Source organism: Micromonospora sp. BL1, assembly GCF_003667485.1.
GTDB classification, from domain to species: domain Bacteria; phylum Actinomycetota; class Actinomycetes; order Mycobacteriales; family Micromonosporaceae; genus Micromonospora; species Micromonospora tulbaghiae.
In genome coordinates this window covers 1-16407 of sequence record NZ_RCVK01000360.1, presented here as the reverse complement: position 1 = coordinate 16407, position 16407 = coordinate 1, and the positions used below count along the sequence as shown (strand labels likewise).

General features: G+C 74.2%; 15 protein-coding genes. 5 read left to right on the top strand and 10 right to left on the bottom strand.

Translation table 11 applies throughout. From position 1 onward, the window contains the following. The 5 genes from EAD96_RS27270 to EAD96_RS27250 all read right to left on the bottom strand — a co-directional run. Positions 1–718 (bottom strand): FAD:protein FMN transferase (locus tag EAD96_RS27270; protein WP_147457938.1); only part of this gene is annotated, 718 nt, incomplete at its 3' end. Between the two features lie 86 nt (positions 719–804). Further along, on the bottom strand, positions 805–1401 hold the full coding sequence (locus tag EAD96_RS27265; protein ID WP_120568670.1) for an FMN-binding protein: 597 nt from the start codon (positions 1399–1401) through the stop codon (positions 805–807). A gap of 14 nt (positions 1402–1415) precedes the next feature. Next, positions 1416–2831 carry a ferric reductase-like transmembrane domain-containing protein gene (locus tag EAD96_RS27260; RefSeq protein ID WP_121686255.1) on the bottom strand — a complete coding sequence of 472 codons (1416 nt, stop codon included), beginning with the start codon at positions 2829–2831 and terminating at the stop codon, positions 1416–1418. Then, positions 2828–4207, bottom strand: coding sequence for a DUF1501 domain-containing protein (locus EAD96_RS27255; protein WP_120568668.1), 1380 nt, complete (start codon positions 4205–4207; stop codon positions 2828–2830). The genes EAD96_RS27260 and EAD96_RS27255 overlap by 4 nt, the downstream gene beginning before the upstream one ends. Before the next feature lie 8 nt (positions 4208–4215). Further along, entirely contained in the window at positions 4216–6264 is a 2049-nt protein-coding gene (locus EAD96_RS27250) for a DUF1800 domain-containing protein (protein ID WP_120568667.1), read from the bottom strand. Between the two features lie 448 nt (positions 6265–6712). Between EAD96_RS27250 and EAD96_RS27245 the strand changes: the two genes are divergently transcribed. Beyond that, positions 6713–6970: a DUF3040 domain-containing protein gene (locus tag EAD96_RS27245; protein WP_120568666.1), complete on the top strand. Its 258-nt coding sequence runs from the start codon at positions 6713–6715 to the stop codon at positions 6968–6970. A 12-nt stretch (positions 6971–6982) separates the two neighbouring features. On the opposite strand, the gene EAD96_RS27240 is transcribed toward EAD96_RS27245, so the two are convergent. Together EAD96_RS27240 and EAD96_RS27235 are read right to left on the bottom strand one after the other, a co-directional pair. Next, positions 6983–7978, bottom strand: a complete 996-nt coding sequence (locus tag EAD96_RS27240) for an SWIM zinc finger family protein (RefSeq protein ID WP_121686254.1) — start codon at positions 7976–7978, stop codon at positions 6983–6985. Next, entirely contained in the window at positions 7975–11226 is a 3252-nt protein-coding gene (locus tag EAD96_RS27235; RefSeq protein ID WP_121686253.1) for a DEAD/DEAH box helicase, read from the bottom strand. Before EAD96_RS27235 ends, EAD96_RS27240 begins: the two co-directional genes overlap by 4 nt. Positions 11227–11309: 83 nt before the next feature. Here EAD96_RS27235 and EAD96_RS27230 point away from each other — a divergent pair, with 83 nt between their 5' ends. Continuing rightward, positions 11310–12170, top strand: coding sequence for a carbohydrate kinase family protein (locus EAD96_RS27230; RefSeq protein WP_121686252.1), 861 nt, complete (start codon positions 11310–11312; stop codon positions 12168–12170). Positions 12171–12174: 4 nt separating this feature from the next. Here the strand turns inward: EAD96_RS27230 and EAD96_RS27225 are convergent, their stop codons facing one another. Further along, the gene (locus EAD96_RS27225; protein WP_121686251.1) at positions 12175–12696 is read right to left on the bottom strand and encodes a DinB family protein; all 522 of its coding nucleotides are present in this window, start codon (positions 12694–12696) and stop codon (positions 12175–12177) included. A gap of 85 nt (positions 12697–12781) precedes the next feature. Between EAD96_RS27225 and EAD96_RS27220 the strand changes: the two genes are divergently transcribed. Further along, positions 12782–12988, top strand: a complete 207-nt coding sequence (locus tag EAD96_RS27220; RefSeq protein ID WP_120568661.1) for a hypothetical protein — start codon at positions 12782–12784, stop codon at positions 12986–12988. A 9-nt stretch (positions 12989–12997) separates the two neighbouring features. Here EAD96_RS27220 and EAD96_RS27215 read toward each other — a convergent pair whose 3' ends face one another. Both EAD96_RS27215 and EAD96_RS27210 read right to left on the bottom strand, forming a co-directional pair. Next, positions 12998–14143 carry a polysaccharide pyruvyl transferase family protein gene (locus tag EAD96_RS27215; protein ID WP_120568660.1) on the bottom strand — a complete coding sequence of 382 codons (1146 nt, stop codon included), beginning with the start codon at positions 14141–14143 and terminating at the stop codon, positions 12998–13000. Positions 14144–14217: 74 nt separating this feature from the next. Further along, positions 14218–14796, bottom strand: a complete 579-nt coding sequence (locus tag EAD96_RS27210; RefSeq protein WP_120568659.1) for a TetR/AcrR family transcriptional regulator — start codon at positions 14794–14796, stop codon at positions 14218–14220. A gap of 92 nt (positions 14797–14888) precedes the next feature. Between EAD96_RS27210 and EAD96_RS27205 the strand changes: the two genes are divergently transcribed. Both EAD96_RS27205 and EAD96_RS27200 read left to right on the top strand, forming a co-directional pair. Beyond that, complete coding sequence (locus EAD96_RS27205; RefSeq protein WP_120568658.1) at positions 14889–15464, top strand: dihydrofolate reductase family protein; 576 nt, start codon at positions 14889–14891, stop codon at positions 15462–15464. A gap of 40 nt (positions 15465–15504) precedes the next feature. Beyond that, a partial coding sequence (locus EAD96_RS27200; protein ID WP_121686250.1) for a phosphotransferase occupies positions 15505–16407 on the top strand: 903 nt, incomplete at its 3' end.

The following is a 16407-nucleotide window of genomic DNA, read 5'->3' as shown; positions in this document are numbered from 1 at the left end:
GGGTGGGGAGGGTGCGGGAGTGGTGCAGGTGGGCTTCCTCCGTGACCACGGCGTGCCGCCAGGGGGACGGCAGGCGGTCCAGCCACGCCAGGCCGGGTTCGCCCATCGCCACCGCGGCCGTCGCGTACGCGTCCGCCACGCCCAGGTCCGGGCCCACCACCGTCACCGAACGCAGGCCGGTCGCCGGTACGCCCCGGCGCGGGTCCAGCACGTGGTGGCCGCGCTCGTACACGCCCGAGGTGGCGACCGCGATGTCGGTGCCGGTCAGCACCAGGCAGGTCGCCGCCGCGTCCCACGGATGCCGCACCCCGATCCGCCACGGCTCACCGGTCGCGTCGTGGCCGCGTACCCGCACGTCGCCGCCCGCGTTCACGCAGTGGTTCGGCGCGCCGGCGGCCACCAGCCGGTCCGAGGCGACCTGCGCCGCCCAGCCCTTCACGTAGCCGGACGGGTCGAGGCGGCCCGTCGCGTACGCGTCGAAGAACCCGTCGGTGGCGGTCCACAGGTCGGCGCAGGCGGCCAGCACGGCCCGCAGGTCGGCGGAGGCGTCGGCCGGTCGCAGCTCGCCCCGGTCGACCCGGCACACCTCGCTGTCGTCCCGGTACGTGCTGAACCGCGCGTCCACCTCACGCAGCCAGCCGAACGTGTCCTCGGCCAGCTCGTGCAGGGTCTCCGAGGGCAGGTCGTCGGCCAGGTCGAGGCTGATCGCCGTACCCATGATCTGTTCGACCCGGCGCAGGCCGGGCCGGGCGGACGGACCGGGACCGACGACGACGGCACCGGCACCGGCGTGAGCCGGGACGGTCACGCCTTGTCCAGCGCGGCCTGCAACGACTGCTTGTACGCGGTGCTGGTGTAGGTGGCCCCGGACACGGTGCTCAGGTTGGCGCTCTGCCGGGCCACCACCTCACCGGAGGTGCCGCTGTAGCGGGCCTGCACGTCGTCGCTGCGCTGCCCGGACTGCCCGCCCAGCGGCAGTCCGATCCCTGTGGCGTCGACGATCCGGCTGCCGCTGAGCGTGATCCGGACCTGGAGCGAGCCGTACTCGTAGGTGACCGACGGCCCGGTCACCGTGCGGGTGGTGACCTTCGGCGCGCTGGTGGTGGTCCGCGGCGCGGCCGGTGTGGTGCGGGTGCGGGTGCCGCCGCGGCTGGCCGCGCTGCGGTCGGCGGACGGCTTCGGGGTGGGCTTCGACGAGGCGCGCGGCGACGGGGTGACGCCGCCGGGCGCGGAGCCGGTGGGCGACGGCGGCTCCGGCGCGGCCGAACCGCCGGGCACGACCGGGGCCAGCGCGGCCGGTACGTCCGGCGTGGCCTGCCCGGCGCCGGGCGCGCCCTTGAGCACCACCAGTGCGGTGGTGCCGGCGGCCAGGCCGGTGATCGCGAGCAGCGCGCGACGCATGGATGATGCCTCTCCTACAGCTCGAACGCGGTCAGGTGGATCTGGCGGCGGGGCACGCCGGCCGCCCGCAGCGCGGCGACCGCCTCGTCGACGAAACCGCCGGGGCCGCACAGGTAGACGTCGCGGCGGGTCAGGTCGGGCACGAGGTGACGCAGGCCCTCGGGGTTCATCACCTGGCGGGGGCCGGGGTCGTCGCGGCGGCCGACGACGTACCAGACGGACGTCTGCCGGGCCTGCGCAAGCCAGTCCAGCTCCTGGTGCAGCAGGACGTCGGCCGGGGTACGCGCCCGGTAGATCAGCGCCGCGCCGGGCGGCAGTTCCTCCAGCATCGCCCGCAGCGGCGCGATGCCGCTGCCCCCGGCGATGAGCAGCGCCCGTTCCCGGGTGCGGTGCGCGGCGGTGAACGTGCCCGACGGGCCCTGCGCCCAGACCCGGGTGCCGGGCGTGAGGTCGCGCAGCTCGGCGGTGTACCCGCCGACGACCTTGACGGTGATCCGCAGCCAGCGGTCGTTGGCGGCGGCGGAGACGGAGAACGGGTGCGACTGCCACCAGCAGCCGGGGTTGAGGAAACGCCAGCGGAAGAACTGCCCGCCGAGCAGGTCGATCTGGTTGAGCCGCTGCCCGGTCAGGTAGACCGAGACGGTGTCCGGGCTCTCCGCCACCACGTCGGCGACGCGCAGCCGGTGCCGCAGGTTGAACACCAGCGGCGCGAGCACCCGGCCCCACACCAGCGCGGCCACGACCAGCAGGTACGCGGCGATCCAGCCGGTACGCACCGGCCCGGGCTCGTAGAGCTGCGCGCCGTTGCTGAACTGGTGCGCGTACCCGAGCAGCAGCGTGAGGTAGCTGGCGGCGTGCAGCAGGTGCCACAGCTCGTACGGCAGGCGTCGGCGCACGGCGCGTACCGCGGTGAACGCGACAGCGACCAGGATGCCCGCGGCGACGAACGCGGAGACCATGTCCTCGTAGTCGGTCAGCAGCGCGCCGACCTCGCCGAGCACCGTCTTGCGTTCCTGCCGGGAGTAGCCGACCACCAGCAGCGACATGTGCGCGAGCACCGTCACGAGCAGCGTCGCGCCGAGGTCCCGGTGCAGCCGGGAGATCCGCTCGCCGCCGAGCGCGCGTTCCAGCACGCCGAGCCGGCTCATCATCAGCACCTGCACCAGCAGCAGGTAGCCGGCGATCAGGCCGGTGATCCGCCCGCCCGCGGTCAGCAGGTCGGCGGTGTCGGCGAGCGAACCGGCCGGGGTGTCCAGCCACCACGGCAGGACCGCGGCGACCAGGCCCAGCCAGAAGACCGCGGCGAGGGCACGCCGGCCGCCGGGTCCGCGGCGCGGCCGACCTGGGGGTACGGGGGCAGCCGGACGGCCGCCGTACGGGGCGGGATGCCGGGTACGGCGGCCGGCGGCGCGGGTGTCCTGGTACGTCACGCGTAGATCTTGACCGGGGTGAACTTCTGCCGGGGGAAGACCTTGTCCACCTGTGCGGTGGTCAGGCCGAAGCGGCCCTGCGCGACGGATCCGTAGACGTTGAACATGTTGTTGTATTCCGGCACGTCGCCGCTGTCCAGCTTGTCCAGCCCGTTCCAGGTGCCGAGCAGCGAGTTCGCCAGCTTGCGGCCGGACAGCACGGTGACCACGCCGCCGTGCCCGTGGTCGGTGCCGCCGCCGTTCGAGCCGACCCGGCGGCCGAACTCGCTGGACACCATGATGGTCACGTCCGCCGACCGGTCGCCCAGGTCGGTGAAGAACGCGGCCATCGCGCTCGCGAGTTCGTTGAGCCGCCGCCAGAGCTGGCCGCCCTCGCGGGTGCCCTGGTTCTCGTGGGTGTCGTAGCCGCCCATGCCGACGGTGGCCACCCGCACGTTCGCGCCGCCCTTGATGAGCTGGGCGAGCTGCTTGAACGCGTTCCCGACGCCCTGGTACTGGACACCCTCGGCGGCGGCGTACGGCTTGGCGGCGAGCTTCTGGGCGGTGGCGAGCGCGCCCATGCCCTCGATGACCGCCTCCTCGACCGGGTGGTTGATGCCGGTGAACAGGCCGCGGATCGCCTTCTCGGTGGCCGCGCGGAACTTGTCGTCGCCGTTGAGCCGCAGGTCTCCGACGCTGTTGAGGGAGATCGCGCCGTTCACGCCGACGAGCGAGCGGGGCAGCGTGCTGCCGATGCCGACGCTGCGGAACGCGGTGCCCTTGCCGAGCGAGTCGACCAGGCTGTCCAGCCAGCCCCGGCCGCCGGTCTCACCCGGCAGGCCGCCCAGGTTGCAGGCGTCGGCGGCCTGGAAGTGGCTGCGGGACAGCCGCGGGTCGGACACGGCCGGCACGAAGCCGAGCTGACCGGCCTTGAGCCACTTCTCCAGCGGCGCGAACGCGCTGGTGAGCTTGAAGCCGCGGGCCAGCGCCAGCGAGTCCTCGCCGAGCAGCAGGTCGGGGCGGGCCTTGGCGAGCACCGGGTCGTTCGCCGGTGCGACCAGGCTCAGCCCGTCCAGCCCGCCGTAGAGGAAGACGTGGATCAGCGTGCCGGTCTTGGTCGCGGCGAACGACGCCGACGTGGTGACGAACTGCGCGGTCGCGAGCGCGGTCGCGGTCGCGGCGGCGCCGGCCACGAAGGTACGCCGGGTGACGCCCCGGCCGTCCTGCTGCGCCTCCTCGACCTCCTCCAGCCGGCGGTACCGGTCGGCCTCGGCCGCGTTCTCGGCCGCGACGATGTCCGCCTCCGCGCGCAGCAGCGCCTCGGCCGGGTTGTCGGCCAGCCGCCGCAGGTCGGGGCATTCGGGGTGCAGGGGGTACGGGTTCACGGTCATCTCCATCGAATGCCTCACCGGAGGTGGTGCTGGGGGGACGCGAGGATCGTCCGCGCGACAGCGGCGATGGCCCCGTTGAAGGTGGCGTCGACCTTGGCGCTCTCGGACACACCGGCCACGGCGAGCACCAGCTTCTTCTCCTTGGCGCTGAGCTTCTGCTGCACCAGCCGCTGGGCCAGCGCGTCCACGTACGCCCCGGCGGTGGCCGGCGGCTTCGCGACCAGCTTCTCCGGCTTGGCGAAGGTGAACTGCTTGCGGTAGCCGGCGATCAGGTCACCCGCCTCGTTCCAGCCGTCGATCATCGTGCCGGCCGAGGTCCAGGCCAGGTAGACGTCGGCGTAGCCGTCCGGGGTGGGCTTGCCCATCGGGTACTGCCCGAGCTCGCGCATCTTGTCCTGGATCTGCCGCAGGCCCTGTGCGAACGGGGTACGCCGGTTGTCGCCGGAGTAGTCGGGGGCCGCCTCCGGCGAGACACCCAGCGCCCGGTACGTGGCGACCAGGTACTCCATCGGGCGGCGTACCTTCTGGCCGATCGCGGCCCAGAACTCCGAGGAGCTGAACAGCGTCGCCAGCACCGGGCGGATCTGCCCCTTGTTGGTGGTGTACGCCTTGGCGAGCCGGTCCACCACGGACTTCGGCGGGGTGTCGGAGACGAACCGGGTGGCGAGGTTCTGTGCCACGTACCGCGCGGTCGACGGGTGCATCGCGATGTAGCGGATGTACGAGTCGATGACCTTGTCGGCGGCCACCGGGTCGTCGGAGTTGTTGGCGTGGCTGAACCCGAGGATCTTCACCTTGCCGAGGTAGTGCCGCTCGGCGAAGAACTTGTACTTGCCGTCGGCGACACCACGTCCGGTCTGGAGCAGCGCGGCCTGGCGGACGTCCTTCTCGGTGTAGCCGCCGTCGACGCCCACCGAGTACAGCTCCAGGTTCTCCCGGGCCAGGTTCTCGTTGACCGCGTCCTTACGCGAGTCGACCTGGTTCAGGTAGAGCAGCAGCGCCGGGTGCTTGTTCGCGGCGACGAGCATCTCCGGGTAGCTGCCCAGCGCGTGCTTGCGGATGACGTCCCGGTCGAACGCGTTGCGGTAGTTCTCCCCGCCGTCGAAGTCGGCGGCGACGTGCAGGAAGTCGTTCCAGAAGTCGACCATCACCTCGAACAGCTGCCGGTCGGACCAGATCTGCCGGGCGATGGTGGCGTCCACCGTCTCCCGGGCCGGGTCGACGCCCTTCTCGTTGAGCTGTTCGCGCTGGTCGCGGAGCTGCGTCGGGTTGAGCTTGAGCGACTGCAGCTCGGCCAGCTTCATCTCGGCCTTCGTCGGGGCGATCTTCTCCGGCTGGAGCTGCTCACGCAGCCAGTCGTCGATGCCGACGCGCTTGACCTCGGCCATCATCTTCGTCGTCGGACCGAAGGTGGTCCGGCTCAACAGGTGCCGGATCGGATCCTTGGCGAGGACCGTCTTCACCGTCACCTTGGTCGCCGCGGCGGCTTCGGCCGGGCTGCCGTAGAGCCGGCCACCGGACGGGGCGTTGCGCTTGAGCGCCTCGCCGGCCCGGGAGCCCATGTAGCTCTCGTTCTGCTCGGTGTAGGTCCGTACCGTGCTGGGCTGCTGCCCGCTGGGCCGGGCCGCGTTGCCGTCGGTGGTGACCGTGCCGGTGGCGTCACCGGCCGGCGCGTCACTGAACAGGCCGCGCACCTGCGGGGACATGGCCAGGGCGGCGCCACCGGCGACCACCACGGCGCCACCGAGGGTGGCGAGCGCCCGGCGGCGGCCCCGCTTCGGGGCCTCGTCGCCGTCGTCGTCCAGGTCGGGCAGTCCGCCGCCGGGCGGCGGGCCGTACCCGCCTGCGGGCTGGGCGTAGCCGCCGGGCTGGGGGTAGCCGGCGGGGGTCTGTGCCGCGGGGGCGAAGCCGTTCGGCCCTACCCACTGCGGGCCCGACGCGGGGTTACCACCGGTGTACGGCGCGGCGTGCGGATCGCGGTACCCGTCCGGATGGGGGTGCTGGTATCCGTCCCAGCCGCGGTCGTCCCGGGGTCGACGCGGTGGCACGTTCAGGTCGGCCATGTACCTATCCCGTTTTCTTCGAGCGCCGGCACGCCTGCCACCCGATGGGGGTCGGGTGGCGCAGGGGCGGCGACGGTTGCCGGAGAAGTTGCCTACGGGAAAGTAGCCATGCCGTCCCGGCCGCTCAAGGCACGCCGAATGCGCCCGTGAGCGCACTTAAGACGGTGCTCAGGCCCGCCGGGCAGGGCCCGTCGCGGCGGCGGGGGCGCGGCGGCCCCCGGAGCAGGGCCGACCCGGGCGCGCACCGCCCGGATGCGAGGTTTCGCACCGGCCCGACACCGCCGGGAGCGTTCACCGCCTCACCGAAACTTAAGGTACGGATAAGCCTGCGCTGAGAACCTCGTTCCGCCTGTCCGGTCCGGCGAAACAGCAGCAGCGGCGGCGCGTGACCGGCCTCCGATGCGGGTATGCCGCCGAACCGCTGAAGCCGTGAGGGGAAGGCACCGCCATGCTCAGCCAAGAGGATCAGCGCAGGTTCGAACAGATCACCCGCAAACTGCGGGAGAGTGATCCACGCTTCTTCGCCCGGCTGGACAGCCGGATCAAGGGCCGCCGGGGCCGGTACATGATGCTGTTGACGATCGTGCTGTGGGCTTCGCTGCCGGCGATGACAGTGCTCGTCGGGCGGCTGGCCGGGGCGATCTGCGCGGTGGTGCTCGTCGCCAACGCCGCGGTGATGTGGCGCTTCCGCCGCCGGTTGCTGTAGCGGCGGGGACGCTCACCGTTCCCCGTCGTCGGCCTCCCTGGAGGGCGCGGCTTCGCCGCGGCCGAACTCCCTGGGGGGCGCGGCTTCGCCGCGGCTGAACTCCCGGTACGCCCGCCGCAGCCGTTCGGCCAGGCCCGGCCCGCCGACCGCGGCCCCGGGTGGTCCGAGCTGACGCAGCAGCAGCTCCGGGCCGGTGGCGAGCGTGGGCGGCCGGTCCGGCAGCGCCACCGGGGCCAGCCAGAACCGGTCCAGCTCGGCGTCCGGCTCGACCGCCGGCAACCCGGCCAGGGCGCGCGCCGCGCCGACCACCGGCACACCGTTCGTCGCACCCGTGGCCGATTCCGGCCCGGCGTCCGCGTCGCCGCGTCCACTGTGGTCCGTCGCCGGGCCGCCGGTCCCGTCCACGTCGCCGGCGCCGCGCAGCGTACGCAGCCGGTCGAGCAGCTCGGCGCGGGACCGGCCGCGCCAGTGCAGCAGGTGGAACGGGTCGGCGTCGAACGCCTCGGCGAGCAGGTAGAACGTGGCCGCCAGATGTTTGCACGGCACCGCGAAGTCGGGGCAGCCGCAGTTCTGGTCCAGCTCGCCGATCGCGGCCGGGAACAGCGGCGCGCCCGCCTCGGTGAACAGCTCCTCCAACTCGGCCGGCAGGTCACCGGCGAGCAGCCGGGCGCTGAAGAACGCCTGCCCGGCCAGCTCGGCCTCGATCCGCCGCCAGGTCTCCTCCGGGTACGCGGCCAGCCCGATCCGTACCGGGTAGGGACGCGGCCGGGAGCCCTGCACCTCGGCGGTGACCGTCCCCGGCGACACGTCCAGCCGGAGCACCTGCCCCCGGCGCGCGTACGCCCGGCCACGGGTCAGCCGGGAGCCCAGCGCGAACGACTCCAGCACCTCCACGAACCGCCGCGACCACCAGGACTGCCCGATCGCGCCCCGGGTGCTGCGTGCCCGCAGGCCGCCCTCGACCCGCAGCGGTGGCCCGTAGTCCTCGAACCGGTCGGCCGGGCTCACTCGACCACCGCCCCGGACTCCAGGGTGAACAGGTCGCGCAGCGTATCGGTGGACAGCTCGGTGACCCACTGCTCGCCGCTGCCCACCACCGACCGGGCCAGGCTGCGCTTGTCGGCGATCATCGCGGCCACCTTCTCCTCGACGGTGCCGGCGCAGACGAACTTGCGGACCTGCACACGGCGGCGCTGTCCGATGCGGAACGCCCGGTCGGTGGCCTGGTCCTCGACGGCCGGGTTCCACCACCGGTCCACGTGCACCACGTGGTTGGCGGCGGTCAGGGTCAGCCCGGTCCCGCCGGCCTTGAGCGACAGGACGAACAGCGGCGGGCCCTGCGGCGACTGGAACCGGGTCACCATGGCGTCCCGTTCGGCCTTGCCGACGCCGCCGTGCAACAGCAGCACCTCCCGGCCGGTACGCGCCGACAGGTGCCCGCGCAGCATGCCGCCGAACTCGGCGTACTGGGTGAACAGCAGCGCCTTCTCCCCCGCCGCCAGCACCTCGTCGACGATCTCGTCGAGGCGTTCCAGCTTGCCGGACCGGCCGTCCAGCGTGGAGCCGTCGTGCAGGAGCTGGGCGGGATGGTTGCAGACCTGCTTGAGCCGGGTCATGGTGGCCAGCACCAGCCCGCGCCGTTCGATCCCGTCGCTGGACTCGATCTTCGCCATCATGTCGTCGACCACTGCGCGGTAGAGCGCGGCCTGCTCGGCGGTGAGGTTGCAGACCACCTCCATCTCCAGCTTCTCCGGCAGGTCGGTGATGATCGTCGGGTCGGTCTTGAGGCGGCGCAGCACGAACGGGCCGGTGATCCGGCGCAGCCGCTCGGCCATCTCGGCGTCGCCGTGCCGCTCGATCGGCTCGGCGAAGCGCTTGCGGAACGTCGCGGCCGGTCCGAGCAGCCCGGGATTCGCGAACTGCATGATCGACCAGAGGTCGGCGAGCCGGTTCTCCACAGGCGTACCGGTGACCGCGACGCGGTGCCGCGCGGGCAGCGACCGGACCGCCTCGGCCTGCCGGGTCGCGGCGTTCTTGATCGCCTGCGCCTCGTCCACCACCACCCGGTGCCAGTCGACGCCGGCCAGCTCGAACGCGTCCCGGGCGGCCACCGAGTACGTGGTGAGCACCAGGTCCGCCTCCTGCACGGCGGCGGCGAAGCCCTCGCCCCGGGCACGTTCGGCGCCGTGGTGCACGTGCACGCGCAGACCGGGCGCGAACTTCGCCGCCTCCCGCTGCCAGTTGCCGACGAGCGACATCGGGCAGACCAGCAGTGTCGGCCCGGCCTCCGGCGGGTCACCGGCGAGCAGCGCGAGCAGTTGCACGGTCTTGCCCAGGCCCATGTCGTCGGCGAGGATCCCGCCGAGCCCCAGCGACTGGAGGAACGCCAGCCAGGCCAGCCCGCGCCGCTGGTACGGCCGCAGCGTCCCGGCGAAGCCCGGCGGCGGGTCGGCCGGGGTGAGCCGCCGCTCCGCCTCGCCGGCCAGCAGCTCGCCCAGCGCGCCGTCGGCGACCACGTCGAGCACCGGCAGCTCACCGGCCCGGTCGTCACCGGACAGTCCCATCCGCAGCAGGTCCGCCACCGTCAGCTCGCCGGAGGACCGCAGCAGCTTCAGCCCGGCCTCCAGTCGCTGCGGGTCCAGCTCCACCCACTGGCCACGCAGCCGGACCAGCGGCGACTTCAGGTCGGCCAGCGACGCCAGTTCCTCGGCGGTCAGCGGCTGGTCGCCGAGCGCCAGCTCCCAGCGGTAGTCGACGAGCGCGTCCAGCCCCAGCTTCCCGGCGGTGGTGGCGACCGCGCCCGGTGCGGTACGGCTGCGTGCCCGCAACCGCGCGCCCAGCCGGGACGAGGAACGTCGCCACCACGACGGCAGCAGCACCCCGAACCCGGCCGCGTGCAGCACCGGGGCGCCCTCGCGCAGGAACCGGTGCGCGCCCTCGGCGTCCAGCTCCATGCCCTCGGGTGCGGCGGTGCGCAGCGCGGCGTCCACCTCGGGCCACAGCCGGCTCGCCCGGCCCAGCTCGGCCAGGAGCGTCTCCTGCGGCTCCACGCCACGGGCGGCGAGCGCCGGCGCGGGCCGCTGCCAGATGTGCGCGGCGTCCACCACGAGGCCCGGCTCGTCGGCCGGGTGCAGGCCGAACTCGACCCGCCAGACAGCGTCCTCGACCAGTTCGGCGACCGGGTCGACGGCCGGCTCGACGAGGCGGAACGTGGCCCGTACCGCGCCGCCCGCGGCGTCGCGCTGCCACGCGTCCAGTTCCTCGCGCAGGGTGGCCAGCGCGGCTGGCTCGGCCGGGAAGGCGCGTTCCGGGCCGGTGAGCGCGGCCAGCCAGCGCGGCACCGCGCCGACCGGGCGCATCCCCCGGTGCAGCCGGTTGCCGGCGAGCGCCACCCGGGCGGCCGCGTCGACGAGCCCGTCCAGCGCCTCCGCGACCAACTCAGACGCCCCGATGTCGCCGGCCCGCCCGGTCCACGCGTCCTCCGCCGGACCGCCCGCCGCGCCGTGATCGCCCGCCCCGACCGGTGCCGCCGCGCCGGCCACCGGCGCACCCCAGGGCTCGGGCCGCCATTCCCGGGCGGCGCGAGCCGCCGGTGGCAACGCCATCGCCAGGTCACGCGCCCAGGTCGCGTCGGTGCCGGTGAGCAGCGGCCGCCAGAGCGCCTTCCCGGTCGCCACGTCGTCCGCCCCCACGGCCCGTAACCGCCGCCCGGACCCCGCGACGCCCGAGGCCGCCGGCACCCGCACCGCCGAGGTCCGCCGGCCGGTCGCGGCCGGTCCACCGTCGGGAACACCATCGGGGTACGCCTCCAGCGCGACCGGCAGCAGGCGTCCGCGTACGACCAGGTCGGCGGCGAAGTCGGCCAGCTCGCACAGGTGCCGCAGGCTCGCCCCGACCGGGCCCGGCATCGGCGCGCGCAGCAGCGCGTACGCGTCGTCCGGGGCGTACCCCAGGGCGGGCGCCCGCCATCCGGCGCGGGTGACCGGGCCGCGGACCGGTTCCCCGACGGTGGCCCGGACCAGCTCCGGCGAGTCCAGCGGCGAGCCGGCCCGGGTCGGCAGGTCCAGCAGTACGGAGATCGGCTCGCCCGGCACGCCGAGCGCGGCGGCGAGCGTGGCGTGACCGGCGGCGAACGGGTGCGGGCGCTCGCGCGGGACGCGGCCGGGACGACGGGGCGCGCGGGCCGGGAGTGTGCTGTCCTCGGCCCACAGGGCGAGCCCGGCGCCGGGCAGCCACAACCCGTGGATGACCAGCACTGCTCCCCCTCGCCGACGCCGGGGCCGGAAGACGGCACCCGGGGAGTCAGGATAGGCCGCCGGGCGTCGCTATCGTCGGCGCCATGGTCGACCTTCTCGTGATCGGCGGGCTCGGCGTGGACGTCCGCGTCCAGGTGCCCGCCCTGCCGCCGCCCGTCGCCGACTCGCTGCTGGTGCCGCCGATCGACATGCGGATCGGCAACACCGGCGCCGGGGTCGCGCTGGCCGCGCACGCGCTCGGCCTACGGGTGGCGCTCGTCGACGTGCTGGGCGCCGACCCGGCCGGTGACGTGGTGCGGGCGGCGCTGGCGCGTACCTCGATCCGAACCACGCTCGCCGACGCGCCGGCCGGCACCCGCCGCTCGGTGAACCTGGTCGACCCGGACGGGCGGCGGATGTCGCTGCACGACCCGCGTCCCTGGTCGGGGCCGGCGCCGTTCGGCGAGGCGGAGCTCGCCGCGCTCGTCGCCGAGGCCACCCACGTCCACCTGTCGATCATGGATTGGGCCCGGGACTCGCTGGCGGTGCTGCGTGCCGCCACGTCGGTCTCCACCGACCTGCACGACTGGGACGGCGAGAACGACTACCACCGCCCGTTCGCCCGGATCGCGGACCTGGTCTTCGTCAGCGACACGCGACTCGGCGAGCGGGCCGCGGCGGAGGCGGCCCGGCTGGCGCCGCGCACGGTGCTGGTCACCGGCGGGGCGGCCGGCGCGACGCTGCACACGCCGGACGGCCCGCCGGCGCACGTGCCCGCCGCCACCCCGCCCGGGCCGGTGGTGGACACCAACGGCGCCGGGGACGCGTTCGCGGCCGGGGTGATCGCCGCCCGGCTGCGCGGTGCGGGCGTCCTCGACGCGGCCCGGTACGCCGCCCGGGTGGCCGCCGCCGCCTGCACGCACGACGGGATGGAGTACCCGGACGGGCTGCTGCCCCGCGAGTGACCCCTCAGATCGCGCCGGTCTCGCCGTCGGTCAGCTCGCGCAGGATGTCAGCGTGCCCGGCGTGCCGGGCGGTCTCCTCGATCAGGTGCACCAGCACCCAGCGCAGCGACACCTCACCGAGCTGCGGGTGCGGCACCACGTGATCGAGGTCGAACCGCGCGGCGACCCGGCGGGAGCGGTCGCAGGCCGCCTCGTACGCGGCCGCGAGCGCCTCCACCGTCTCGCCGGGGCCCAGCGTGAAGCTGGCGTCGGCTTCGGCCTGGGAGGTGAGGTAGACGTCGCCCGGCTCCGGGGCGAACAGGCAGCGGAACCAGTTCCGTTCGACCAGGGCCAGGTGCTTGAGCAGCCCGGCCAGGGTGGTCAGCGAGGGCACCAGACGCCGGGCGGCGTCGGCGTCGGTCAGGCCGCGCGCCTTGCGCAGCACGTTGGCTCGGTGGAAGTCGAGGAACGCGTCGAGGATCGCCCGTTCGCCGCCCGTGCGGGCGATGACCGGACCGAGTGCCGGATCGATCGTCGGGTGCGCCATCCCCGGACCCTAGTACGCGGCGTGTCCGGTTCGCTGCCCCGCGTGATCCCCTGCGCGGGCGGGCCGGCCGGTGCAGGATGGGCGCATGGCTTCCACGGTGCAGATCCCTCTGGTGGGCGGCGCGGCCGACGGCGAGACCGTGACCGTCGAGCTGGACGTCAACGGCCGCCCGCCGCTGACCCACCACCACCTCGGGTCGAAGGGCCTCGCGGAGGCGCAGATCTACGAGCTGGAGTCGGACCACGAGCCGGGCGGGGAGTGGGTCTACGCCTGGCGCGGCCCGGCGGTCTGACGGCCCGGCTCACACCGCCGTCGTCAGCGTGCGGGCCCGGATGCTGTCCAGCACGCTGCGGGTCACCTGGGAGGTGCCGCGCGCCTGCTCGCACACCTCCGCGACCCGCCGCGCGGTCGCGTCGGCCCGGGCCGCCCGCTCGTCCCACAACCGGTCCACCTCGGCCAGCAGCGGGCCCTCCACCTCCCGTTCCACGCCGCGCAGCGCCGGCACGCCGAGCCGCTGGGCCAGGTCGAAGACCTTTCCGGCGTACGGCAGCGGCAGGAACGGCGTGCCCATCATGGCCGCGAAGATCAGGAAGTGCAGCCGCATGCCGACCGCGAGGTCGAAGTGGCGCATCAGGCCGAGGATCTGCGCCGGACGGTAGTCGCCGTGCAGGATCCGGCCCCGGTCGGCGGCGGTCATGTGCGACAGCACGCCGTGGGAGTGCCGGATGTCGTCGCGCTCCATCGGCACGAACAGCACGTACGCGTCGATCCGGTGCACCAGGAAGTCACCGATCTGGGCGAGCAGCCGGTGGTAGCCGTCCACGTCGAGCCGTTCGGCGGCCCGGCCCGGCTCGCGCACGCTGAGCCCGACCAGCCGGGAGCCGGCCGGTACGCCCTCCTCACGCAGCCACTGCTGGGGGAACTCCTCCGGTTCGAGCAGGAACGCCGGGTCGGCGGTCACGGTGATCGGGTTCACCAGACCGGCCTCCTCCAGCACCATCCGCGACTCCTGGTCGCGGACCGTCACCTCGACGGCCTGCGCCAGCGTCTCGCGCACCATGCCGCTGTCCAGCGTGTCGGTGAGCGGGCCGACCCCCACCGCGTACGTGATCAGCGGCAGCCCTCGCTCCTGGGCGACCCGGACCACCCGCAGGTAGCGCCGGGCCTCCTTGTCGTAGAGGATCCCGCCGCCGCCGAGGATGAGCAGGTCGAGCTGGTTGAGCACCGGGGACGAGTCGACCCGGCTGACGCCCTCCCACGGCACCGCCTCGACCTCGGGGTGGGCCAGCGCGGTGTGCGCCGGGTTGCGGGAGAAGACGATGATCCGGGCGTTGGGCTCGTGGCGGCGCAGATCGTCCAGCAGACCCGTGAGGATCGCCTCGTCGCCGAGGTTGCGACCGCCGTAGGAGCCGAGCACGCCGATGGTCAGTCCGGTGCGTTCCCTCATCCGTTGCTCCTTCCCAGGGGCGTCCGCGCCAGCGTTCCCGCTGGCCGCCCCGGGTTAACGCACGGCGAGGAGGCTCAATCGGCGGCGTCGTCGACCAGACGGGAGACGAGGTCCGAGACCACCTGATCGGTGTCGAACCCGGCGTCGATCGAGGTGGTGAGCAGGTCGAGCAGGAGCCCGTCGACCGCGTAGTGCAGCAGCGCCACCTCGTACGCCCCGCCGGGCAGTCCGGCGGCGAGGTGGTGGGCGACGTCGTCGGCGTACCCCCGGCGCAGCACGCCGCCGAGCGCGGCCCGCAGCTCCGGGCGGCGGGCGGCCTCCAGCCGCAGCTCGAACAGCGCCCGGGTGAGGCCCGGCTCGCGGGTGGTGCGCGCGACGATGTCGCGCAGGTAGTCGGTCATCAGCGCGAGTGACGGCTCGCGGCGGCCGAGGTCGGCCAGCACGTCCGGGTCGGGCGCGATCCGGTCGAAGATCCGTTCGGCCAGGCCGGCGAGCAGCGCCGCGCGGGACGGGAAGTAGTTCGAGGTGGTGCCGGTGGGCACGCCCGCCTCGGCGTCGACCGCGCGGTGGGTCAGCCCCCGCGCGCCCGCGTCGGCGAGCACCCGCAGGCCGGCGTCGGCGAGCAGGGTACGGCGTTCCGGATTCCTGGCCACGCGAACACACTAGCAACAACCACGACAGGTGTTGTACATTCATCGCCGAACCACGACAGCCGTCGTGGATCACCTCGGACATCGGAGCCGGTTTGCGCAAGCTCGTGTACTTCGTCGCCAGCACCCTCGACGGCTTCATCGCCGCGCCCGACGGGACGTTCGACTTCCTCCCGCTGACGCCCGACCTAGCACCCCACCTGGTGGCCGAGTGGCCCCAGACGCTGCCCACGTTCGCCCACGCCCAGCTCGGCATCGACTCCCCGCCGAGCGGCCGCTTCGACACGGTGCTGATGGGCCGCGGCAGCTACGAGCCGGGCCTGAAGCTCGGTGTCACCAGCCCGTACGCCCACCTGGAGCAGTACGTGTTCAGCCGCTCCCTGCCCCCGGCCGACTACCCGGACGTGCACGTCGTCGACGGTGACCCGGCGGCCCTCGTCCGCGACCTCAAGACCCGCCCGGGGCGCGACATCTGGCTGTGCGGCGGCGGCCGGCTCGCCGGTCAGCTCCTCGACGAGATCGACGAGCTGGTGGTCAAGCTCAACCCGGTGGTCGTCGGCAGCGGCATCAAGCTCGTCGACAGCGGCTTCGACCCGCGACGGCTCACGCTCACCTCGGCGCGCCCGTTCGACGCCGGCGTGGTAGTCCTGCACTACACGCGCAACGGTTAACCCGGTTGCCCCGGCGGCGGACGGCACGCACCGTGGGACCGTGACGAAGACTCGGCTGCACTGGCACGAACTGCCCGGGCACGTACGCGACGGCGTCGAGGGCGTCCTCGGCGACCGGGTGGTGGCGGCGCTGTCGCAGCCGGGCGGCTTCTCCCCCGGCACCGCCGACCGCGTCCGTACCGCCGGCGGTGGCCGGGCCTTCGTCAAGGCGGTCAGCCCGGCGCAGAACGACCGCAGCCCCGACCTGCACCGCGCCGAGGCCCGGATCGCCGCCGCCCTGCCGCCGGACACGCCCGCGCCCCGGCTGCTCGGCAGCTATGACGACGGGCACTGGATCGCGCTGGTCTTCGCCGACGTCGAGGGCCGGCATCCGGTCACCCCGTGGCGGGCCGGCGAGCTGGCCGCCGTGCTGTCCACACTGGAGACGATGTCCGCCGCGCTCACCCCGGCGCCCGCCGCCGCGACCACACCCACCGCTGCCGAACACCTCGCGCACGACTTCGGCGGCTGGCGGCGCCTCGCCGCCGACCCGCCGGCCGACCTCGACCCGTGGGCCCGGTCCCACCTGCCCGAACTGTGCGCCGCCGCCGACCGGGGACTGGCCGCGCTCGACGGCGACACGCTCTGCCACGTCGACGTGCGCGCCGACAACCTGCTGCTCGGCCCGGACGGGTCGGTCACAGTCGTCGACTGGCCGTGGGCCTGCCGCGGGCCGGCCTGGCTGGACACGCTGCTCACCGTCGTCAACGTGCAGGTGTACGGCGGACACGACCCCGACGCGCTGCTGGCCGCCCGGCCGCTGACCGCCGACGTCGACCCGGCCGACCTGACCGGAGTGCTCGCGGGGTTCACCGGCTTCTTCCTCGACGGCGCCCGCCAGCCACCCCCACCCGGCATCCCGACCGTGCGCGCGTTCCAGCGCCGACAGGGCGAAGCCCTGCTC